Genomic DNA, 22798 nt, shown 5'->3' with positions numbered 1-22798 from the left:
GTGGGGTAAGTCATTAATTATACTTTTTATATATATTTAATAACCTCATGCGGGAGAGCTAGTGTGTAATGCCTAGCTCATTTTTGTCCAAAAGTGAGTTATAAAAATCTTTCCCAAAAACAAAAAGGCGAACCAATCGGTCCGCCTTTGTCTATTTAGATTCTACAAAAATTAATCTTCGTAGCTATCGATGCTTGGGCACGAGCAGATTAGGTTACGGTCGCCGTATACGTTATCTACGCGGTTTACTGTTGGCCAGTACTTCCAAGATTTGGTTGCTTTAGAAGGGAAGCAGCCAAGCTCACGAGAGTAAGGGCGATCCCATTCTTCTTTCGCTAGGTCAACTTGAGTGTGTGGCGCATTAACAAGCGGGTTGTTATCTAGCGGCCATTCACCGTTCTTAACCTTCGCCATCTCTTCACGGATTGCAATCATCGCATCACAGAAACGATCTAACTCTTCTAGATCTTCCGATTCCGTTGGCTCAACCATTAGCGTGCCTGCTACAGGGAACGACATCGTTGGTGCGTGGAAACCGTAATCCATTAGACGTTTCGCGATGTCTTCTTCGCTGATACCTGTCTCTTCTTTCAGTGGACGAATGTCGATAATACATTCGTGCGCTACACGACCGTTTGAGCCACGGTAAAGAACAGGGTAGTGAGGGCGCAATTGCTCCATCACGTAGTTCGCGTTCAGAATCGCCACTTTCGTTGCGTCTGTTAGGCCAGCTTCGCCCATCATTGCGATGTATGCCCAAGAGATAGGCAGGATAGATGCGCTACCCATATCTGCTGCCGATACTGCGAAGTCTTCGCCGTCTGCACCGTTTTCAATGTGACCCGGAAGGAAAGGTGCTAGGTGCGATTTCACACCGATAGGACCCATACCCGGACCGCCACCACCGTGTGGGATACAGAAGGTTTTGTGTAGGTTGAGGTGAGAAACGTCAGAGCCGATGAAGCCCGGCGTTGTTAGACCAACCTGTGCGTTCATGTTTGCGCCGTCTAGGTACACCTGACCGCCCGCTGCATGAACCATTTCACACACTTCTTTCACTTGCTCTTCGTATACGCCGTGCGTAGAAGGGTAAGTGATCATGATGCTTGAAAGGTTGTCTTTGTGTTTCTCGATTTTCGCTGCTAAGTCGGTGATGTCGATGTTGCCTTCGTCATCACACTTAACCACCACCACTTTCATGGAAACCATAGACGCTGTCGCAGGGTTAGTACCGTGCGCAGAGCTTGGGATCAAACATACATTGCGGTGACCTTCGCCACGGCTTTCGTGGTAGCGTTGAATCGCGATAAGACCTGCGTACTCACCCGATGCACCAGAGTTTGGTTGTAGTGAGAATGCGTCGTAGCCTGTGATTTCACATAGCTTCTCTTTCAGATCTTTTGCTAGCGCTGCATAACCGGCGGCTTGTTCTGCTGGTGCGAACGGGTGGATCGAGCCAAACTCAGGCCATGTTACTGGAATCATCTCTGCTGCTGCGTTCAGCTTCATGGTACAGCTGCCCAGTGGGATCATGCCGTGCGTTAGCGAGAAGTCTTTGTTCTCTAGTTGTTTTAGGTAACGCATCATCTGTGTTTCGCTGTGGTGCGTGTTAAACACAGGGTGGGTTAGGTATTTTGTTGTGCGGCGCAGTGCTTCTGGAATGGCTGCAAACTCGTTGCCTGCGATTTCAGTTGATAGTACTGCAACTTCTTCTTTCACACCGAATACAGCGAATATGGCTTCTACGTCTGCCACGGTTGTGGTTTCGTCGAAGCTTACACCTAGTTTGCCATCTAGCTTACGTAGGTTGATGTCTACTGCCAGTGCTTTTGCGTAAAGCGCTTCAGTTTTTTCTGCGGTATTGATTGTGATGGTATCGAAGAAACTGTTGTGCGCGAGCTCAAAGCCTGATTTCGTTAGGCCAGCGGCTAGAATAGCGGTCATGTGGTGTGTACGACGAGCAATTGTACGTAGACCTTCCGCTCCGTGGTAAACCGCGTAGAAAGATGCCATGTTGGCGAGCAGTGCTTGCGCAGTACAGATGTTTGATGTCGCTTTTTCACGGCGGATGTGCTGCTCACGCGTTTGCATTGCCATACGCAGAGCTTGGTTGCCATTTGTGTCGATAGATACACCGATAACACGACCCGGCATCGTACGCTTGTGCTTGTCACGCGTTGCCATAAATGCAGCATGTGGACCGCCGTAACCCATAGGTACGCCGAAACGTTGTGCAGAGCCAATAGTGACGTCTGCGCCCATTTCACCTGCAGGTTTTAGTAGTGCAGAAGCCAATAGATCCGTTGCTACGGTAACCAGTGTTTTGTTTGCTTGTGCTTTTGCGATGATGTCCGTTAGGTCACGAACCTCACCCGTAGTGCCGGGGTATTGGACCAGTGCGCCAAACACATCTTGTTCTGGTAGTGATTCTAGTGAACCGACAAGAACATCAAAGCCGATGTATTTTGCACGTGTCTTAACGACTTCAAGCGTTTGTGGGTGAACATCGTCAGCAACGAAAAAGACGTTACTCTTGCTCTTACCCGCACGCTTACACAGTGTCATCGCTTCTGCTGCTGCCGTTGCCTCATCAAGCAATGACGCGTTCGCGATTTCCATACCGGTTAGATCCATCACCATTTGCTGGTAGTTTAGAAGGGCTTCTAGACGACCTTGTGAGATCTCTGGTTGGTAAGGGGTGTATGCGGTATACCAGCCCGGGTTTTCCATCACATTACGTAGAATCACGTTTGGTGTGAAGGTGTTGTAGTAACCCTGACCGATGAATGTGCGTTTAACTTGGTTTTGGTCAGCGAATTTGCGCATTGCAACCAGCATATCGGCTTCGCTCTTCGCTTCTGCCAAATTCAATGGTTGCTCTAGGCGAATTTGCGCTGGTACGGTTTCATCGATAAGCGCATCAAGGCTGATTGCGTTGATCGCTTCCAACATTTTTTGTTGGTCTGATTTGTTCGGTCCGTTGTGGCGAGCAACAAACTCGTTTTGTGTGCTGAGGCTTTGAAGTAATTCAGTCATGGTCCTTTACCTACTCCGTGGTTCGGGTAACTGATAAATTTAATTATACATCCGAACCTTAGAAAAAAGCTGCCCGAGATAGGTTCATCAAGGGCAGCTTTTGGGTTTCTGGTTTACTCGTCTTCGATCGAGTTTAGGTATTCTTCGGCGTCTTTTAGGTTGCCAAGCTCAGATGGGTCAGACATCTTCACCTTTACAATCCAGCCGCCTTCATACGGTTCTTCGTTGATTAGCTCTGGGCTATCTTCCAACTCTTCGTTGATTTCTACCACTTCACCTGTGATTGGTGCGTAGATATCGGAAGCTGCTTTCACAGACTCAACGAGTGAGAAACTGTCGCCTGCTTCGATTTCGTCTTCCACGTCTGGTAGGTCAACGAAAACCACATCGCCAAGCATTTCCTGAGCGTGTTCAGAAATACCAATCGTTACGGTGCCGTCACCATTGTCACGTACCCATTCGTGGCTATCTGCAAACTTCAGTGTGTTGTCCATTGCTTAATCTCCAAAATGTCTGTAAAGATTTAAAATTATTTATTGGTAAAGTGGAAAACGATGACACAGCGCTTTTACTTCTTTGCGAACGCGTTGTTCGACTGCTGCGTTTCCTTCAGGATTTTCAACTAATCCATCCAGTACATCGCCAATCCAGTTACCGATGAGTCTAAATTCTTCAGCGCCAAAGCCGCGGCTTGTACCCGCAGGCGTCCCTAAACGGATGCCCGATGTAATCATAGGCTTCTCTGTATCAAATGGGATGCCATTTTTGTTACATGTGATCCCAGCACGCTCAAGCGCTTCTTCTGCTTTATTGCCTTTGAGCCCTTTTGGCCTTAGGTCAACCAGCATTAAATGCGTATCGGTTCCGCCAGTCACAATGTCACAACCGCGAGTTTGCAATACTTGAGCAAGAACTTTTGCGTTGTCGATCACTGAATCGATATAACTGCTGAACTCTGGTCCCAAAGCTTCACCAAAAGCGACAGCTTTTGCTGCGATGACGTGCATCAGTGGGCCACCTTGCAAGCCGGGGAATACTGCTGAGTTGATTTTCTTGATGATGTCTTCGTGGTTGGTCAAGATCATACCGCCACGAGGGCCGCGCAATGTTTTATGTGTTGTGGTTGTCACAACATGTGCGTGAGGAAGCGGGCTAGGATGCGCGCCTGTTGCGATAAGGCCGGCGATGTGCGCCATATCGACCATAAGAATCGCGTTGACTTCGTCTGCGATTTCACGGAATTTTGCGAAGTCGATAGTACGTGGAATAGCACTACCACCTGCGATGATCATTTTAGGTTGGTGCTCAAGTGCTAGCTCACGAACGTCTTCGTAGTTGATTTCTAGCGTTTCACGGTCGACGCCATATTGAACGGCGTTAAACCATTTACCAGAAAGTGCAGGGCGTGCGCCGTGTGTGAGGTGACCACCCGCATCGAGAGACATACCAAGAATGGTGTCGCCCGGTTGAAGCAGTGCCAGTTTCACGGCACCGTTTGCTTGTGCGCCTGAGTGTGGTTGAACGTTTGCGTATTCACAATTGAAAAGTTTCTTAGCACGCTCGATAGCAATGGCTTCCACTGTATCAACGTGCTCACAACCACCATAGTAACGGCGACCTGGGTAACCTTCAGCGTATTTGTTGGTCAGGCATGTGCCTTGCGCTTGCATTACCGCTTTAGAAACAATGTTTTCTGAAGCGATAAGCTCAATTTGTTCATTTTGACGTGTGTTTTCTGCTTGAATACCGGCAAAAACGGCATCATCCATGGCAGACAAATTGGTTGAAAAAAAGTTTTCAAGGCTGTGGTTTTGGTACGTTTTGTTCATGGTAGATGACCTTCCATTTAGCCGCCGAGTAAATGTGGTTTATTTCAACTTGTCGTCTTTACTCGTCAGTTCTCTATTCTGCTAATCCGTACAAGCAGATCAGCGTGAAATCCATTCCCAACAATCGGGACAAAACCCGGCGAAGTGTTGTGAGCTCCAACCCACGTTCGCGCGGTAACAGCATCTCTCAATCTAACAAGTCGGTAACATAACGGTTGATTGTGTATTAATCAATAAAAAATTTCCTATAGGAAACATGTTTTCTTTTTTTGTTATCGAGAGCACGCTTTATTTCGTCGTCTAACCTTTTTTCTACTGTGGGCTTCATGCACAATGAAACCAGACAGGAAGTAAGCAAAATAAATGAGGGATCTATGCCGGAAGATATCTACGATGAATATCCGTCCCTGCAATTAGCAAAAGAATCACAAGAGCAAACCATTGAGCCTTTAAAGTTAGGTCAGCGGATAAAGGATATCCGTGGCAAGTTAGGTATTACGCTTGAAGAGGCGAGCCAAAGAACAGGGCTGGCACGTTCCACCTTAAGTAAAATTGAGAATGAACAAATATCACCTACTTTTCAGGCAATGCAGAAACTGGCGCTTGGATTGCAAATTGATATGCCACAACTCTTTGAGCCACCAAGGACAAAGGTTGCAACAGGGCGCCGGGATATCACTCGTTCCGGGCTTGGAAAGCCGCATCCAACTCAGACTTATGAACATGAACTGCTCGCTACAGAACTTTCCAACAAGAAGATGATGCCGTTTAAAAGCCGAGTGCGCTCGCGTAGCTTTGATGAATACAAAGACTGGGTAAGACACGATGGCGAAGAATTTTTGTTGATCATCTCTGGGGAAGTCACGTTCTATTCCGAGTTTTATGAACCCGTTCGTATGAGTGAAGGTGACAGCGTCTACTATGACGCAAATATGGGGCATATGTTGGTCTCGGTCAGTGAAGAAGATGCCCATATTTTGTGGGTGACGGCTAAATAAAGAACATTTTTATTAAATTTCCAATAATAAAAGCAAACGTTTGCTTTTGGCGGATAGATAAGTAAAATGGCGTCGATTCAACAACTGGAGTTGTTAATCGGCGCTTCTTTTTGCTTCTTTGAATGTGATCAAAACGTTAATCATCACATTTTCTCTTGTTCTAAACTTGTAAATGGTGCAAATTTTCTCCACTCTTGTTTATTATTGGAAACAAGGTTTCCTGATAAGGAAAACGGACCTGAACAAATGGAGACAACAATGACTCAAGAATTACTGAAAACACCACTGCATACGCTGCATGTTGAAGCGGGTGCAAAGATGGTTCCGTTTGCTGGTTATGACATGCCAGTTCAATACAAACTTGGTGTAAAGAAAGAGCACTTACATACTCGTGATTCTGCGGGGCTATTTGATGTTTCTCATATGGGGCAATTGCGATTGCATGGTGAGGGTGCGGCGGCATTTCTTGAGTCATTAGTGCCAGTCGATATTATCGATCTACCACAAGGTAACCAACGTTACGCGTTTTTCACAAATGACGAAGGTGGCATCATGGATGATCTCATGGTGGCAAACCTTGGTGATCATTTGTTTGTTGTGGTTAATGCGGCGTGCAAAGAACAAGATATTAGCCATTTGAAAGCGCATTTGCCGTCAGATGTGACATTAGAAGTGATTGAAGACCGTGCATTACTCGCACTGCAAGGACCAAAAGCCGTTGATGTACTAAAACGCTTTGCTTCCGATGTTGCTGATATGCTGTTTATGGATGTGAAGAAGCTGAATATCCTCGGTGTGGAATGCATTGTCAGCCGCAGTGGCTATACCGGTGAAGATGGATACGAGATTTCTGTACCAAGTACTCATGCTGCTGAACTCGCGAACCAGCTTACATCAGAAGATGAAGTCGAGTGGATTGGTTTGGGGGCTCGTGATTCTCTTCGTTTAGAATGCGGTTTGTGTTTGTACGGGCACGATCTGGATACAACAACAACGCCGGTTGAAGCGAGTTTACTCTGGGGTATTCAGAAGGTTCGTCGTGCTGGTGGCGAGCGTGAAGGGGGCTTCCCTGGCGCAGACATTATTCTCAAGCAAATCGAGACTAAAGATGTCGCGCGTAAGCGTGTTGGCTTAGTTGGCCAAACCAAAGCACCGGTTCGTGAAGGTACGGAGTTATTTGATGCAGAGAACAACAAAATTGGTGTGGTAACCAGCGGTACGGCCGGACCAAATGCAGGAAAACCCGTTTCAATGGCATATGTGAATTCGAACCTTGCGGTTATCGGTACTGAGCTTTTTGCAGAAGTTCGCGGAAAATTACTCCCTATGACCGTTGAAAAAATGCCTTTTGTTCCACAGCGTTACTACCGTGGCTAGCGCTAGATTTAATGAATCTTAATGTTGAAACCTCCTTCGGGAGGTTTTCTTTTTTTCATTTTTCGATAAAGTTATAAGATCTCGAAAATAAGAAGGATAGTGGTATGTATAAGCTTACCGCATTGATAGGGATAGCTTGTTCTGTTTCTTCACTGGCTTCGGCTACGAATGTTGAGCCTTACATTGTTAATGGCTCGCAAGCCGATGTTGTAAATTTTCCCGCAACGGCTTCACTGTTTTTTGATTCTGCAGAATTTGATAATAAATTCTACCCAGACAGTTATTGCGGTGGAACGATATTGGATGATAACCATATTTTAACGGCTGCTCACTGTGTATATGACGATGAAGCTGCCAGATTGTTTACGGTGGTTGTTCCTCAGTTGCAAAATGAATCCGATTTCCCATCCGCGGGTTACATACAAAGACATCGTGTCAGTCAGATTTTCTACCCATCCAGCTACATTGATTCGAGTGTCGAGCTTTATCCGAATGATATTGCAATTCTCAAGCTGGAAACGAGTCTGAACCTTGGCATTTCGGTGAATCGTGCAAGTAATGAAGATTATCGTCATCTAGGGGGTACCTTTACCGCGGTAGGGCACGGTAATACAGTCACTGGACATGATCTTGATGACAGGTTGTTGCAGACAAACTTAGATGCTGTTGATAATTCAACTTGCCAATCTGCTTTTGTTAACGGTGACACGAAGATAACCGATAAGCAGATCTGTTTCTCTGGCGCTTTTGACAACGATACCAATCTCAGTAACTCAACGTGTAACGGAGATTCGGGAGGGCCAGTGTATTGGAGTGATGGTGGTATCCTTTATCAAGTTGGCATTACCAGTTTTGGTCCAAAAAATTGCGGGACGGGTCCAGTTACCTCCGTGTTTACAGAAATAACTGACTATGCAAGTTGGATCAATCGAGTGCTTAATGGTTCTGAATCACCATCCATGACAGCGACGGATGCTGAGCGGCAAGCTCACATCGATCAATATGGAAAAATCACATTCATCTCCGCATCAGAAGCTAATACAACGGTATCCTCACAGGAATCAGGTGGCGGTACATTAGGTTGGCTATCACTGTTAGCACTTTTAGGTCTTGTTACACGAAAAGGTCGTTATTCAAGCTGACTTAGCTCTCACATTTGACCCCTTTCCAACCTGCTTGAGCAGATTAAACTAAACTTAAGTTTAACGACAAGCGTCAGGGAGAAGGGGTCATGAAACGGTGTTTATCTCTAATTTCGCTTCTACTTTTATCTAATTCTGTCAATGCGTTAGAAGTGGAACCTTATATTGTAAATGGCAATACGGCGAATATTGTTAACTATCCTTCTTTTGCTAGCCTCTTCTATCGCAATAACTCGGTTTACAGTTCATCCAGCTATTGCGGCGCCACAATGATCAATGCGAATTACGCATTAACAGCGGCACACTGTATTTATGGTGATAGCAACTTAATGCTTTATACCGTTGTAACCCCGCAACTCGAAGATGAAGAAAACTTCCTTTCTAATCAACAAGCTCGCGCATCTGAATTTTATTACCCAGACACTTATGTCGACTCGAGTACGGCGCTTTGGCCAGATGATATCGCTATTATTAAAGTAGAAACTCCACTCAGCGTTTCAGATTATTCCTCGCTATTAAACACCACTACCAATGATGTCTATCCCAGTGGTGGAGACTATAAAGCCATTGGTCATGGACTGGAGAACGGTAACACAGCCGGAGGGACGCAACTTCTTGAAACGACACTGACTTTTGTCAGCAACAGCGCATGTGCTAGTTATTATGGCGCGAACCTTACAAGTTCACAGGTTTGTTTCTCAGGAGCCGTCTCAAATGGGTATCAGAACTCTACCTGTTCCGGTGATTCTGGCGGGCCAGTGTATTGGTACAACGGTAGTCAATACATACAAATAGGGATCACTAGCTTTGGACCGACTTTGTGTGGTGACACCAGTGAACCCATCTCATCCGTTTTTACTGAAATCTATGATTATCAAAACTGGATTAATCGCGTTATTACAGGATTGGAATCACCCAAATACTATGTGCAGACCGTAAATGGCCGACGAACTTTGATAGAAAATTCAAGTGGTAACGCGGTTGAATCCGAAACGGTAACAGAACAAAGTGGCGGTGGTGGGGGAAGTATAAATTTGTGGTGGTTGTTTGGGCTATTTTTCTGCTTTTTATGGCGAACAAATGAGCAAACTAAGATTTATATAAGAGGATAAATGCTATAAAATTCGCCAGCTTTGGACAATTGAGTAAAATCTCAAAATTAAGATACAAACTCTAAATAATTGATATAAAATGTATTTCACATTTTTATTTTGCGTAGCAATTCGCGGGCTATGTTGACTAATCGTATCTAAACGATAGTTTTATGTTACGCATAAAGTTGAGCTGGAGAGTTTTATCATGACAATTAACGCGACTCATCATTTAACCCTGTTGTCCGATGTCAGCATGCAGTCAAAGCTGTTTAAAGACTCCTTAGAGAAGGGGATTCAGCTCAGTGTAAATATCGTATCGGTCACTGAGCTTGCTCAGGCTGAAGATCCAAATTCGATGCTGGCTGATTACATTCTAATTGATTACTACTACCTCGATGATTCTAACTTCGATGTGTACAATCAAGCTAAAGTGGCAGGTGGTAATACTGCTAAAGAGATTGTAATCAACTGCCCGAAAGACGTGCCTTCTACCAACCTGTTTAAATGGCGCAATCTGGTTGGTGTTTTCTACGTGGATGACGATATTTCTCTGCTTCTGAAAGGCATGGAAAAGATCATGCAGGATGAAATGTGGCTATCACGTAAGGTAGCACAGGACTATATTGAACATTTCCGTTGTGCAAATACAGTAACGACATCACAGGTTTACGCAAACTTGACTAAGCGAGAGAAAGAAATCATTCGCTTGCTTGGTCACGGTGCATCAAACCTTCAGATTGCCGATGAACTGTTTGTGAGCGAAAACACAGTGAAAACGCACCTTCACAATATCTTCAAGAAGATTAATGCGAAGAACCGTTTACAAGCACTGTTGTGGGCGAACAATAACATTGCACTGGAAGAACGTGTTTAAATGAAAAGGGAGCGCAAGCTCCCTTTTTTGCGACTAACGAGTTAGCTCTCTAGTCGTAAATCGTTGGAATGGGTTGACGCTTATGTTGTGTTGCTTTGTAAATTGCAACCAATCGTTGAGTGACGTCTTCTGAAACAGGTTTACCTTCTAAGAAGTCATCGATCTGTTCGTAGGTAAGGTTTAGTGCATCTTCGTCTGCTTTTTGCGGATCAAGCTCTTCTAAATCAGCCGTAGGAACTTTTTTAACGAGTTGCTCGGGAGCACCTAATGTTGCTGCTACTTCGCGGACTTGACGTTTATTTAAACCAAACAGAGGGGCAAGATCGCATGCGCCGTCACCAAACTTGGTATAAAAACCCGTGATGTTTTCCGCTGAATGATCAGTGCCTAATACAAGGCCGCCTACATATCCCGCAATTTCATATTGTGCGATCATACGTGCGCGAGCTTTCACATTCCCTTTCACAAAGTCGATCTTACTTTGGTCTTGCGGTAGAAGGGGAGTATCTGTGAGTGCGACATGAGATGCTGCATGCAAACCGTCTACACCTGCCTTGATATTCACAGAGACGGAATGTGTTGGTTGAATGAAACTGAGCGCAAGCTGAGCTTCATCTTCGTCTTTTTGTTCACCATAGGGTAGGCGAACCGCAATAAACTGATAGCCACCGCCAGTGTCTTCATTCAATTGGTTGATTGCTAACTGGGCTAAGCGACCGCAGGTGGTAGAGTCGACACCCCCACTGATACCAAGTACTAATGATTTGCAGCCTGCTTGCGTGAGCTTTTGTTTGATAAAGTCAACACGACGAGAAATTTCGAAGTGTGGATCAATTGAAGGTAATACGCGCATTTCATCGCGGATCTGCTGTTCCATGAGATTTCCTTCCTGCAGCATTGTTATTTCAAGATTTGATGGTGGTATCATACCGTAATGAGCAGATTAGAAAACTGTGAAGCGGTAAATCAATAATGAAAGGAAATAAAATGCTCAAAATAGCGGTTTTTGGTAGTGCATTTAACCCGCCAAGTTTAGGACATAAAAGCGTGATCGAATCGCTAAGTCACTTTGATCAAATACAACTTATCCCAAGTATCTCACATGCATGGGGTAAAGAAATGTTGGATTATGACAGGCGCTGTGAACTGGTTGATGCATTCATTGTTGATCTCTCTATGCCACAGGTTGTACGTTCAACGGTTGAAGAAGAGTTGTTTATACCCGGACAGAGCGTGACCACCTACGCAGTTTTAGAACGACTGCAAAAGAATTTTCCAGATGCTGACATTACTTTTGTCCTTGGACCAGACAATTTTTTCAGCTTCAGTAAGTTTTACAAAGCTGAGGAAATCACCAAGCGTTGGAATGTGTTAGCTTGTCCAGAGAGAGTAGCGATACGCAGTACTGATATTCGCCTTGCTTTACACAATGGGGAAGATATTTCTCACCTCACCACGTTAAATGTTCAACGTATATTGGTCGATTCAAAATATTATTGATAGATGTGCCTGAAGGGGTATCAATGAATCGGTTTCATATCGGCTTAAGTATTTGTTTTGTTTCATTTCCCTCCTTGAGTTGTGAGTTGTATCAAGTGAATGGTGAACGTGAGTCTGTCATGTTTCATTCCCCAAATGGTGTGTGTTTTTCGTTACTTGAGGGTGTTGAATACACAGTAGATAAAATTGATTCAATTGCTGAAATTGCTAACGAACAACCTAAACCTGATACAAGTTATTGGTCTGGTTGGGTACTGAAGACCGAAACAGATCCGCTGATCACCCAAAGTCTTGCTCATAGCTATTTTGGTATTGGGGTTTGGATGCCATCTCAGTTGGAAGAGCGTTTTAACTCAATGACCACTCAAGAGTGGATTATGAATCATGGGCTGCAGTTTAGTCTAGGATTTGGTGAACGGCGCATTGGAGAACCACGACTCCGATTAGACTATCGGTGGCATGATAAGCTTGATGGCGACATGATGATGCAGGTGGAATTACCATTTTAAGTCTTTGTGAGCAATATATTGCCAGCGAGGCAATATATTGCTTAGCTCAATGCAGAGCATTGCCTGCCTCGCTGTGAGTCTCTCGATTTCTAACAGAAATTTATGGCGTGAAAATTGAATCATTGCAACGAATCATTTCGATAGCAGATAGGGACGAACAATGGGTAAAGGTGTTAAGGTTGGTGATATAGGCACAGATCATGATGGCTTTCCGCCAACACCCGTGACGGCGGGTTCTCCAGATGTAAAGTTCGACTCTGTACCAGCAGCTCGGGTTGGTGATCCTCTTGCACCACATGATAAACCCAAACATCCACCTCATGGCAGAAGTATCGCATCAGGTTCTGGTACTGTGAAAATCAACGGGAAGGCGGCGGCAATTACGGGTGGAAGTGTCGATTGTGGCGGAGTTACGATTGGTAGCGCCACAGTTAATGTCGGCTCATAATACTTTAATAAAGTACAACCAATGTGGGAGGTATCACCTCCCATTTTTTGTTTTTGAATATCAAAATCCTGACATTAATCTAAAGAGAAACAAGTTGTCATTTGGGCCGATTTGTTTAGAATGCTCGGATGTTTGCTGGAAGGTACATCCGTATTTGTGCTGAACAGTAACCGAATTCGTTTTAAATTTTTACCTTTTAACCTCGTAATTGGTTGAAAAACAAAGATTTACTTTCAATGCATGTGTTGCTTGGTGTGCAACACCACTGTAAAGGAAATATAATGCCTATTATTACTCTTCCTGACGGCAGTCAGCGTCAATTTGACAACCCAGTTTCTACTCTTGAAGTCGCTCAATCTATCGGTCCGGGTCTTGCGAAAGCAACCATCGCTGGTCGTGTAAATGGCGATCGTGTTGATGCGTGTGATCTGATTGAACACGATGCAAGCCTTGAAATCATCACAGTGAAAGATGAAGTTGATGGTCTGGAAATCGTACGCCACTCATGTGCTCACCTTCTTGGTCATGCGATCAAGCAGCTTTTCCCTGAAGCGAAAATGGCGATTGGTCCTACAATCGACAACGGTTTCTACTACGATATCGACTTAGAGCACTCTCTAACGCAAGAAGATCTTGAGAAGATTGAGAAGCGTATGAAAGAGCTTGCGAAGACTAAGTACCAAGTTATCAAGAAAAAGGTTAGCTGGCAGGAAGCACGCGACGCATTTGAAGCGCGCGGTGAAACATACAAGATGGAAATCCTAGACGAGAACGTCGCTCGCGACGATCGCCCTGGTCTTTACCATCATGAAGAATACATCGATATGTGTCGTGGCCCACACGTTCCACATATGGGTTTCTGTCAGCACTTCACGCTACTTAATGTAGCGGGTGCTTACTGGCGTGGTAACAGTGACAACAAGATGCTTCAACGTATCTACGGCACAGCATTCCACGACAAGAAAGCGCTGAAAGCGCATTTAACTCGCCTTGAAGAAGCAGCGAAGCGTGACCACCGTAAAATTGGTAAGCAGCTAGACCTATTCCACATGCAACAAGAAGCACCAGGAATGGTGTTCTGGCACCATAATGGCTGGTCTATCTTCCGTGACTTAGAAGTATTCGTACGTCAAAAACTGACAGAATACGATTATCAAGAAGTAAAAGGTCCATTAATGATGGATCGCGTTCTTTGGGAACGTTCGGGTCACTGGGACAAATACGCAGATGCGATGTTCACAACGTCTTCTGAGAACCGTGAATACGCAATCAAGCCTATGAACTGTCCGGGTCACGTACAGATCTTCAACCAAGGTCTAAAATCGTACCGTGACCTACCGCTACGTATGGCTGAATTCGGTTCATGTCACCGTAACGAGCCATCAGGTGCACTACACGGCATTATGCGTGTACGTGGCTTTACACAGGATGATGCACACATCTTCTGTACTGAGAGCCAAATCCAAGATGAAGTCACTGGTTGTATTAAGATGGTTTACGATACATATCAAACTTTTGGCTTCTCTAACATCGTAGTGAAACTGTCTACGCGTCCTGAAAAGCGAGTAGGTTCCGACGAAATCTGGGATCAATCTGAAGAAGCATTAAAACTGTCTTTGGAATCGATGGATATTCCATACGAGATCCAAGAGGGCGAAGGTGCGTTTTACGGTCCTAAGATTGAATTCACGCTATACGACTGTTTAGACCGTGCATGGCAATGTGGTACTGTTCAGCTAGACTTTAACCTTCCGGGGCGTCTAGGTGCTACTTACGTAGATGAGAATAACGAACGCCAAGTGCCAGTGATGATTCACCGTGCAATCTTAGGTTCACTAGAGCGTTTCATCGGAATTCTGATCGAAGAATACTACGGCTTCTTCCCAACTTGGTTGTCGCCAGAGCAGGCGGTAATCATGAATATTACTGACAAGCAATCAGATTATGTTCAGGAAGTGGCACAAAAACTACAAAAATGTGGAATTAGAGCTAAAGCGGACTTGAGAAATGAGAAGATTGGCTTTAAAATCCGCGAACATACTTTGAAGCGTGTACCGTATATGCTTGTTTGTGGCGACCAAGAGATGGAAGCAGGCGAAATTGCAGTACGTACTCGTAAAGGCAAAGATCTCGGCAAGTTTAAAGTGGATGACTTTATTTCATACATCCAAGACGAGATCGCTAGCCGTAAGCTCAATCTGGAGGAATAAGCTATTAAAGGCGGAAGACGCGGCCAACAACCGGCCAAGCAAAATGCTCATCGTTTAAACGGTGAAATTCGTGGCGTTCGTGAAGTTCGTTTAACAGGCGCAGACGGTGAATCAGTTGGTGTTGTATCAATCCAAGAAGCAGTAGCAGCAGCTGAAGAAGCGGGTATGGATCTGGTAGAAATCAGTCCAAACGCTGAGCCACCAGTATGCCGTGTGATGGACTACGGTAAATTCCTCTTTGAGAAGAGCAAAGCTGCTAAAGAGCAGAAGAAGAAGCAAAAGCAGATCCAGATTAAGGAAGTAAAATTCCGTCCTGGAACTGATATTGGAGACTATCAGGTAAAACTACGCAACCTGACGCGTTTCCTTGAAGAAGGCAACAAAGTGAAGGTAACAATTCGCTTCCGTGGCCGAGAAATGGCACACCAAGACATCGGTGTTGACGTTTTAAATCGTCTTAAGGAAGACACTGTTGATTTAGCAGTAGTGGAATCTTTCCCTAAGAAGATCGAAGGTCGTCAGATGATCATGGTTCTTGCCCCTAAAAAGAAGTAATTAACGGCTTTGCAAGTAATGAAACTCAGCTGCCGTAAGGTAGCTGGGTTTGTTCGCCCTAATTACTATTGTTAATACAACTCAACAATGCGGAGTTATTCATCATGCCTAAGATGAAAACCAACAAAGGTGCTGCTAAGCGTTTTAAGAAAACTGCTGGTGGTATTAAGTTTAAGCACGCTACTAAACGTCACATCCTGACTAAGCGTACTACTAAGAACAAGCGTCAGCTACGTCCAAATGCAATCCTTCCTAAGTGTGAAGTGGCTGCAGTTGCTCGTATGCTACCATACGCATAATTCTTTTTAGTTTATTAATCGTTTAGTTTAGGAGAAGCATAATGCCTCGCGTAAAACGTGGTGTACAAGCTCGTGCACGTCATAAGAAAGTTCTAAAACAAGCTAAAGGTTACTACGGAGCACGTTCACGTGTTTACCGCGTAGCTTTCCAAGCAGTTACTAAAGCTGGTCAATACGCTTACCGTGACCGTCGCAACAAGAAACGTCAATTCCGTCAACTATGGATTGCACGTATCAACGCTGCATCTCGTCAAAATGGTCTATCTTACAGCCGTTTCATTAACGGTCTTAAGAAAGCATCTATCGAGATCGACCGTAAGATCCTTGCTGACATCGCGGTATTCGACAAAGCTGCATTCGCAGCTCTAGTTGAAAAAGCGAAAGCTGCTCTTTAATTAGAGTTAGTTATTAGGATTAAGGAAAGGAGAGCTTCGGCTCTCCTTTTTTGTCTTTATAAATTAGAAAGAGGACTAGTTACCCCACTCGCACCACGCTCTAAGACATGAGTGTAAATTTGGGTGGTTTTTACATCACTATGGCCCAACTGCTCTTGGACAGTCCTAATATCAGCGCCTGACTCTAGAAGATGAGTAGCAAAGCTATGGCGTAATGTATGGCACGACACATTTTTTTCTATCTCAGCGTTACGAGCTGCCGCTTTGACAGAACGCTGTAGCACTGCTTCATTAATATGCTGTCTGCGTTCAAGATTTGATTCAGGATCAATGCTCGTTCTAGACGACGGGAAAATATAGTGCCAACCAAATTCAAATTCGCATCCTGGATATTTTCTTCGAAGTGATTCTTTTACCCAGGTTCCACCATAACCTTTTGAGTTCATATCTTTATCGTAGTATCTTCTTGCAAGTGCTTCATATTCTTTTAGCATAGGATGAAGTTCTTTCGCTAGCGTGACCGTTCTGTTCTTACCGCCTTTCCCTTGCCATATTCGTATTGCACCATAGTGATAATCTATATCATGTACCCGTAGCCTTACACATTCCATTAAACGTAGGCCTGAGCCATATAGCAGCATTATTTGTAGTTTGTATTTCGGATTAATATGTAGAACAAAACGCCGCATTTCTTCTTTAGTAAGAACTACTGGTAATTTTCGGTCTACTAATGACTTTTGGAATTTTAGCTCTGTATTTAAAGGTGTTCTAAAGTATTCGCGATATAAAAAGTGAATTGCATTTAGCGCTAAAGATTGCGTTTTGGCTGCAACTTTACCATTCATTGCAAGGTGAGATAGAAATTTCTCAACATCTTTATCTCCAAGCTCCGAAGGATGAGTCATATGATGAAATACGATATACTTCTGTATCCATATAAGATATGCATCAATAGTGCGTGGAGAGTAATGGCGTGTATGCATGTATTCTTTCACATTCAATAAGAACTGACTTTTCATATAAATGCCTGTTTATTTATCCAGTCATTTAACTTTAAGCTATTTGAAATAACTAAGAGACTTTTAGTCGTATAAGTTGAAGTGAAAATAAGCTTTCTAATACATATAAATCACAACTTTTCATTCGGTTATGTGAAATTAGTCATATGTACTCTTACAGGAAAAGCTACATGATAGTCAGAGTGAAAAGAGACTTTTTGTAGTATAGAAAGCGTTATGTAGCAAGGAGATACGGTGTGCTTAACTTTTTGAATAAAAAGTCTTATGTTCAGTCAGTCGCTAAAGATGTAGCTCCTAAACTGTGTGCTAAGTTTGGGAAAAAGCTCGTCTATTCGTTTCAGGAAATTAGTTGGGCATTGAGTGAGATTAAGCGCAGTGATGACCAGTTCTATAAGTCAGTTTCTTATGGCATGTTGTTGCCTTACAGCAAAGAGTTGGCTATCGAGTTACAAGAAGACTTAGGCGACTTGTTAGAGTTTCAAAAGTCTGTTGGAGAGATCTTATTTAACGTGTCGGAAGTTCCTTCTTTTGAAAGCTATCTGTTATATGCAGAGGTAAATTCAGCACCTAAATGTAGTGTTACGAACACGACTTTAGATAGTTCCGGTGGAGTAAACTTTCTTGATTTTGGTGGCGCTGACTAGCTACATAACAAGGCGTTCAAGAGGGATTCATGCCGCGTGGCATTCTTGGTATGCGGTGGTTTTTGGTGGTGAAAGTGGTCTGCGGAAGGTTGTTTTAGGCGGCATTCACCCCTTAACGCAGCGTTATATGCTCTAGAGGAAATGGATAATTCGATGATTGAGACTGAAAGGCTAATACTTAGCCCTGTAACCCCAGAAGATTCTGATATTTATACAAAACTTCTGACTTGCGCTGAAACGACAAGATATTTACCGGGTGGAAAGCCTTTTAGCTTGGAGTACATTCAGAATTACGTACCAAGCAAAGTGGCTCACTGGTCGAAAGGCTATGGTACTTTCATTGTTGCGTTAAAGAGTAAGCCATCTCAAAAAATCGGTTATGCTGGCGTTGAGTTAGTTCCGGACTCGAGTTTTTCAGATATCAGGTATGCATTACTACCTCAATATCAAGGTAAAGGCTACGCTTTTGAAGCTTCAAAGGCAGTCCTAAATTTCACCTTGGAATCGGGTTTTGTGTCTGAAGTTTATGGAGTAGCGGTAATAGAAAATCTGGCATCAGAAAAACTACTCCGCAAGCTTGGTATGCAAGAATCCGCAGAACGTTTGTACGACAGTGATGACTTGGTTACTCTCTCTACTCAAACACGCATATAACAAAGCGTTTAAGACGGATTCACAACGCTTGGCAGTTTTGGTTTGAATTAACTTTAGTGGTTACGGCACAATAGTTTAGGTACGGTGGTCGCGTTGTTCACCACTTAACGCGGCGTTATGTGAATAGGGAAAATCATGACATTACGAGTAGTTCCAGAATTGTATTGTTTCGATATAAATGTAAGTAAGGCTTTCTTCACAGATATTCTTGGTTTTGCCATCAAATACGAAAGGCCAGAAGAACAGTTTGTATACTTAACACTCGATGGCGTCGATTTAATGTTAGAAGGCTTATCCAGTCAAAGTCGTAAGTGGATCACTGGTAATCCAGAATTCCCGCTGGGCCGTGGTATGAACTTTCAGTGGGACGTTAATGACATTGAACGCTTATATCGTGAAGTGTGTTCGAAATCTAATGAGTCAATTTATCTAGCGCTCGAATCTAAATCGTATGAATGTGGTACTAAGTCCGTCGTTCAAAAGCAGTTTATCGTGCAATCACCAGACGGGTACTTGTTTAGGTTCTGTCAGGACGTCTGTTGACAAAATTCACATAACAAAGCATTTAAGAGGGATTCTCAACGCTTGGCGGTTTCAGCTCAAAGTTCAGCTTAAGTGTTTATGGCACAATGGCTTAGTTTTGGGTGGTTTGCGTTGTTCACCCCTTAATGCGGCGTTATGTTTACTTGTATTTCAAATGATTAAAGGTCTTAGGCTCTGATTCTTTGCCCCTCTGGCAATTCGTCCCTAGTAGACTCAGCAACTCCGCATTGTCTGTCTAAGTTCTTGAACCTCTCAGCCCGCAAAACATGCCAATGTTCGCGGGTTGCTTCATTGTCAGGTCGTGGAGGTTGGCTGTTGGTGTAACTGGCTTAAAGTCGCTTTTAGGCTCTTTGCCAATAAGCATTTCGGCTTGGCAGTTGCCTCGGCAATTCAGCATTGTTTGGCGCTTTGGTTGGAAAGAAAGGGCATTTGTTGAAACTTAGTCAGGTTGCCTCATTGGGCAGGGAAGTGGAATTACAGGTTTTAGGTTAATCGCTTTTGGTGGCCAAGTTGGTTCAAGCCTTGTGGTTTTCTTCAGAAAGCCAGTTAGAAATAGCATTTCTTTCTCAAGTAAATCATGTGTTTGTGGTAAAACATAACAAGCAATTTAAGAGGGATTCACAACGCTTGGCATTTTAGCTTCTACTTCAAATTTAGTGTTTATGGCACAATGCGTTAGGTTTGGGGGGGGAGGCGTTGTTCACCCCTTAATTGGGCGTTAGGCGCAGTAAGAAATTTCTTGGTTCAAATCTCTAATTTCTCTTTGGCTATTTGTCCCAGTTTATCGGCAATCTAGCTTTATCTTCCCAAGTTCTTGAATTACTCAACCCGTAAAACATCGCAATGTTTACGGGTTGCCTCATTCGGTTTTCTAGTCGGTTTGTTGTTAGTTTCTTTAGCTTAAATCGCTTCAATTTTATCTGTCTTCGAAATACGTTTATTAGCTGGAACTTTGCTCTGAAAGTTAGTCTTTCTAATTCCCTTTCTATGTGCTGAATTGCCGCTTTAGTATTTGGGTTTTAATCAAATTCAGTGGGTTACGTGTATTTCTTTTTCCCAAAAGGTGGTTTTCTAAATCCAATTTTAACTATTTGCGTGAAGCGCCTAACAAAGCATTTAAGAGTGACTCTCAACGCTTGACGATTTCAGTTTAAACTTGGCTTTAGTGTTTAAGGTGCAGTAGTTTAGGTTAGGTGTTTAGCGTTGTTCGCACCTTAATGCGGCGTTAAACGTACCGAGTAGATTATCGGTTATAATAAGTAGATTTTTATCCATTAATTAAATTGTAGAAATGAGTATTGAATTTTTATCGAATGACTTTGAAAAGGTCAGTTACTTAAGTAACTTGCTCACTAGTCACGCTACTGGTGGAGATGCTGACAATTCCGAATATATTCAGCTTCGTCATGAATTACTAAAAGATCCCACTTTAGCACCAATGCTCCCAGGTTGGTTGAAGCTCCACAGAGATCTGGGTTCATTTTGGGGCTTCATCAAAAATAAGTTTGGTACTTATGCGGAAAGGCGTACTTATCTCTCTGAAGAGTTTGCACCTGTTTGTAATTTCTTGGAGTTTGGCGATACACCTACTTTAAAATCAACGGAACCACCATTTAAGACTCAACAGCATATGCCGCAAAGTTCATCTCTAGTTACAGAAGTAAAACCTAAGAAAGACAAAGTGTTTATCGTGCATGGACGCGATAATGAAGCGAAACAAGAAGTAGCAAGATTTGTCGACAGCGTAGGTTTAACTCCAATTATCCTTCATGAGCAAGCAAGTGGAGGCAAAACTATTATTGAAAAAATTGAGCACTACGCTGATGAAGTCGGGTTTGCTTTGGTTCTCTATACGGCTTGTGATCATGGTCGAGGCATTCATGAGACAAAAGTTCATCCTAAGCAACGAGCAAGGCAGAACGTTGTTTTTGAACATGGTTACCTAATGGCTAAATTGGATCGAGGAAATGTTTGTGCTCTCGTTAAAGGCGAAATCGAAACTCCAAATGATATCAGTGGTGTTGTATATGTAGCTCTTGATGCGGCAGGCGCGTGGAAAACTGAGGTAGCTAAAGAGCTTAAAGCTAGTGGTTATACCCTAAAAGAGTTCTTCTAGTTCATTTTAAGGTACGTTTAACAAACAATTTAAGAGTGATTCAGCACGCTTGGCATTTTTGGTTTGGGTTAAATTTAGTGTTTACGGTGGTCAAATTGAGTGTCGTGGTCGCGTGCTTCACACCTTAATTGGGCGTTATGTTTACTTGTACTTCAATGGCTTAAAGGTTTTAGTTCTTTGTCCCTCTGGTAACCGCCATAGTAACAAGCTACTCAACGTGAGAAAAAACACGCGCTACTTTTGGTTCTGTTTACTTATGGGGTTACGGCTAGTTGCAATTTAAGCGGGGTGTTATAACACCCATATACGTAAATATTTTGAGGTTTATATGATTCAAAAAATTAGTTTATTCGTACTTTCTACACTTCTTTCGATACCTGTCTATGCAAATACTGTGAACATAGGAAAGATAGCTAGCTTAAGTTTTTATGGTAGTGGTATAAATGAAAAAATGTTCATTACTATCGAGCCCAAAGTATCCAAGTGTGCTTATAGTGGCGCATATGTACTCTCTTCAGCTGATAAACCAGGATTAACATCTGCGCTGTTAACAGCGTTTGCTGCTCAAAAAGATGTAGTAGTTCATGGTACTGGAGAATGTCACTCTAGTTGGAAGAATCATGAAGAGTTAAATTATGCCGAAATCAGAAGGTAAGTAGTAAACATAACAAAGCATTTAAGAGTGACTCACAACGCTTGGCAATCTCAGTTTAAACTTGGTTTCAGTGTTTAAGGTGCAGCAGTTTAGGTTAGGTGCTTTAGCGTCGTTCGCACCTTAATGCGGCGTTAGGTTTAAGGAGTTGCTATCAACAGATTACTAGTATTAACGGGAGCGTTTGTTGCGTTTATCGCGCATAGTAATCCCGTAATTTCAGAATATTGCTCAGAGACAGTTATTCAATCAAATAGGTTAGAAGCAGGTCAAATGGTAAGAGTTCAACAGGGAGAGTTAAGGGTCAATGTCTACAGACGAAGTAAGGTAGAAATTGCTAAGGTGAAAAAACAAGTTGGTAATAGTTTCGATGAAAGATACCCTTCTTGGTGGCCTAAAGACAAATACCCGCTCAATTATGTTTCCGCAGTAGAGCGTTCAGTTGTTCCAGAATATTTTGTTTTTTGGGACCGCAGTCCTGTTAATGGAGCGATAGTAACTCTGATTAATCCAGAATGGTACGATGAATCAGAAGACCTAAGTTACCTTGGTGATGGATGGCAGTCTGGCTTTATCGACTACGACAATCAAGTTTATTATGACACGACAGGTCGGCCTATTAAGTGGGGAACAAAATCAAAAGGCTTGGAGTTATCAAAACTGCCACTGCTTATTCCAAATCATGAATACGATGAAAATACAGGAAACATAAGACTCCTTTGCCAATAAACCTAACAAGGCATTTAAGAGTGACTCACAACGCTTGGCGATTTTAGTTTAAATTTGGTTTCAGTGTTTAAGGTGTAGTGGTTTGGTTTAGGTGTCTGGCGTTGTTCGCACCTTAATGCGGCGTTATGAAATTTAGAGCATTAAAGAATGAAGAGTAAGAGATTAAAAATAGTAT

At 43.3% G+C, this 22798-nt stretch carries 23 protein-coding genes; 18 read left to right on the top strand and 5 right to left on the bottom strand.

Translation table 11 applies throughout. The annotated features are described in order from the left end of the window. Positions 1-171: 171 nt before the first annotated feature. From gcvP to ACQEXU_RS07900, 3 genes are all read right to left on the bottom strand, one after another. Positions 172-3036 (bottom strand): aminomethyl-transferring glycine dehydrogenase, encoded by a 2865-nt coding sequence (gene gcvP, locus ACQEXU_RS07910; RefSeq protein WP_427010354.1) that lies wholly within the window; start codon positions 3034-3036, stop codon positions 172-174. Positions 3037-3149: 113 nt separating this feature from the next. After that, positions 3150-3530, bottom strand: a complete 381-nt coding sequence (gcvH, locus tag ACQEXU_RS07905) for a glycine cleavage system protein GcvH (protein ID WP_367989439.1) — start codon at positions 3528-3530, stop codon at positions 3150-3152. A gap of 39 nt (positions 3531-3569) precedes the next feature. Further along, the gene (locus tag ACQEXU_RS07900; protein ID WP_427010353.1) at positions 3570-4865 is read right to left on the bottom strand and encodes a serine hydroxymethyltransferase; all 1296 of its coding nucleotides are present in this window, start codon (positions 4863-4865) and stop codon (positions 3570-3572) included. Positions 4866-5239: 374 nt separating this feature from the next. On the opposite strand from ACQEXU_RS07900, the gene ACQEXU_RS07895 reads away from it, so the two are divergent. The 5 genes from ACQEXU_RS07895 (at position 5240) to ACQEXU_RS07875 (ending at position 10350) form a co-directional block, all read left to right on the top strand. Continuing rightward, positions 5240-5863, top strand: coding sequence for a helix-turn-helix domain-containing protein (locus ACQEXU_RS07895; RefSeq protein WP_427010352.1), 624 nt, complete (start codon positions 5240-5242; stop codon positions 5861-5863). Positions 5864-6121: 258 nt separating this feature from the next. Then, entirely contained in the window at positions 6122-7240 is a 1119-nt protein-coding gene (gene gcvT / locus ACQEXU_RS07890; protein ID WP_427010351.1) for a glycine cleavage system aminomethyltransferase GcvT, read from the top strand. Positions 7241-7344: 104 nt separating this feature from the next. Continuing rightward, positions 7345-8382 carry a S1 family peptidase gene (locus ACQEXU_RS07885; RefSeq protein WP_427010350.1) on the top strand — a complete coding sequence of 346 codons (1038 nt, stop codon included), beginning with the start codon at positions 7345-7347 and terminating at the stop codon, positions 8380-8382. A gap of 89 nt (positions 8383-8471) precedes the next feature. After that, positions 8472-9494 (top strand): trypsin-like serine protease, encoded by a 1023-nt coding sequence (locus ACQEXU_RS07880; protein ID WP_427010349.1) that lies wholly within the window; start codon positions 8472-8474, stop codon positions 9492-9494. 187 nt (positions 9495-9681) lie between these two features. Next, a complete protein-coding gene (locus ACQEXU_RS07875) occupies positions 9682-10350 on the top strand; it encodes a LuxR C-terminal-related transcriptional regulator (RefSeq protein WP_367989445.1) in 669 nt (222 codons plus the stop codon). 49 nt (positions 10351-10399) lie between these two features. Here ACQEXU_RS07875 and nadE read toward each other — a convergent pair whose 3' ends face one another. Then, entirely contained in the window at positions 10400-11227 is an 828-nt protein-coding gene (gene nadE / locus ACQEXU_RS07870; protein ID WP_427010348.1) for an ammonia-dependent NAD(+) synthetase, read from the bottom strand. A 110-nt stretch (positions 11228-11337) separates the two neighbouring features. Here nadE and ACQEXU_RS07865 point away from each other — a divergent pair, with 110 nt between their 5' ends. From ACQEXU_RS07865 to rplT, 7 genes are all read left to right on the top strand, one after another. Next, positions 11338-11850: a nicotinate-nicotinamide nucleotide adenylyltransferase gene (locus tag ACQEXU_RS07865; protein WP_427010347.1), complete on the top strand. Its 513-nt coding sequence runs from the start codon at positions 11338-11340 to the stop codon at positions 11848-11850. A gap of 23 nt (positions 11851-11873) precedes the next feature. After that, positions 11874-12359 carry a hypothetical protein gene (locus tag ACQEXU_RS07860; protein WP_427010346.1) on the top strand — a complete coding sequence of 162 codons (486 nt, stop codon included), beginning with the start codon at positions 11874-11876 and terminating at the stop codon, positions 12357-12359. Positions 12360-12519: 160 nt separating this feature from the next. Next, entirely contained in the window at positions 12520-12807 is a 288-nt protein-coding gene (locus ACQEXU_RS07855) for a type VI secretion system PAAR protein (protein WP_367989449.1), read from the top strand. Between the two features lie 281 nt (positions 12808-13088). Then, positions 13089-15017, top strand: a complete 1929-nt coding sequence (gene thrS / locus ACQEXU_RS07850; protein WP_367989450.1) for a threonine--tRNA ligase — start codon at positions 13089-13091, stop codon at positions 15015-15017. A 3-nt stretch (positions 15018-15020) separates the two neighbouring features. Next, entirely contained in the window at positions 15021-15572 is a 552-nt protein-coding gene (gene infC, locus ACQEXU_RS07845) for a translation initiation factor IF-3 (protein ID WP_374144851.1), read from the top strand. 104 nt (positions 15573-15676) lie between these two features. Beyond that, the gene (gene rpmI / locus ACQEXU_RS07840) at positions 15677-15871 is read left to right on the top strand and encodes a 50S ribosomal protein L35 (RefSeq protein WP_004411425.1); all 195 of its coding nucleotides are present in this window, start codon (positions 15677-15679) and stop codon (positions 15869-15871) included. A 41-nt stretch (positions 15872-15912) separates the two neighbouring features. Then, entirely contained in the window at positions 15913-16266 is a 354-nt protein-coding gene (gene rplT, locus ACQEXU_RS07835) for a 50S ribosomal protein L20 (RefSeq protein ID WP_427010345.1), read from the top strand. 56 nt (positions 16267-16322) lie between these two features. Here the strand turns inward: rplT and ACQEXU_RS07830 are convergent, their stop codons facing one another. Next, positions 16323-17285 carry an integron integrase gene (locus ACQEXU_RS07830; RefSeq protein WP_427010344.1) on the bottom strand — a complete coding sequence of 321 codons (963 nt, stop codon included), beginning with the start codon at positions 17283-17285 and terminating at the stop codon, positions 16323-16325. A gap of 236 nt (positions 17286-17521) precedes the next feature. Here ACQEXU_RS07830 and ACQEXU_RS07825 point away from each other — a divergent pair, with 236 nt between their 5' ends. From ACQEXU_RS07825 to ACQEXU_RS07800, 6 genes are all read left to right on the top strand, one after another. Beyond that, complete coding sequence (locus ACQEXU_RS07825) at positions 17522-17929, top strand: hypothetical protein (RefSeq protein WP_001900222.1); 408 nt, start codon at positions 17522-17524, stop codon at positions 17927-17929. A gap of 153 nt (positions 17930-18082) precedes the next feature. Then, entirely contained in the window at positions 18083-18583 is a 501-nt protein-coding gene (locus tag ACQEXU_RS07820) for a GNAT family N-acetyltransferase (RefSeq protein ID WP_045597233.1), read from the top strand. Between the two features lie 135 nt (positions 18584-18718). Beyond that, positions 18719-19126: a bleomycin resistance protein gene (locus ACQEXU_RS07815; RefSeq protein WP_215810699.1), complete on the top strand. Its 408-nt coding sequence runs from the start codon at positions 18719-18721 to the stop codon at positions 19124-19126. Positions 19127-20417: 1291 nt separating this feature from the next. After that, on the top strand, positions 20418-21242 hold the full coding sequence (locus tag ACQEXU_RS07810) for a TIR domain-containing protein (RefSeq protein WP_427010343.1): 825 nt from the start codon (positions 20418-20420) through the stop codon (positions 21240-21242). Positions 21243-21570: 328 nt separating this feature from the next. After that, a complete protein-coding gene (locus tag ACQEXU_RS07805; RefSeq protein WP_427010342.1) occupies positions 21571-21897 on the top strand; it encodes a hypothetical protein in 327 nt (108 codons plus the stop codon). Between the two features lie 270 nt (positions 21898-22167). Further along, entirely contained in the window at positions 22168-22623 is a 456-nt protein-coding gene (locus ACQEXU_RS07800) for a hypothetical protein (RefSeq protein ID WP_427010341.1), read from the top strand. The last annotated feature ends 175 nt before the right edge of the window (positions 22624-22798 follow it).

The organism is Vibrio sp. TRT 21S02, from assembly GCF_050113675.1.
Taxonomy (GTDB): Bacteria; Pseudomonadota; Gammaproteobacteria; order Enterobacterales; family Vibrionaceae; genus Vibrio.
This window is presented reverse-complemented; position numbering and strand designations above follow the sequence as displayed.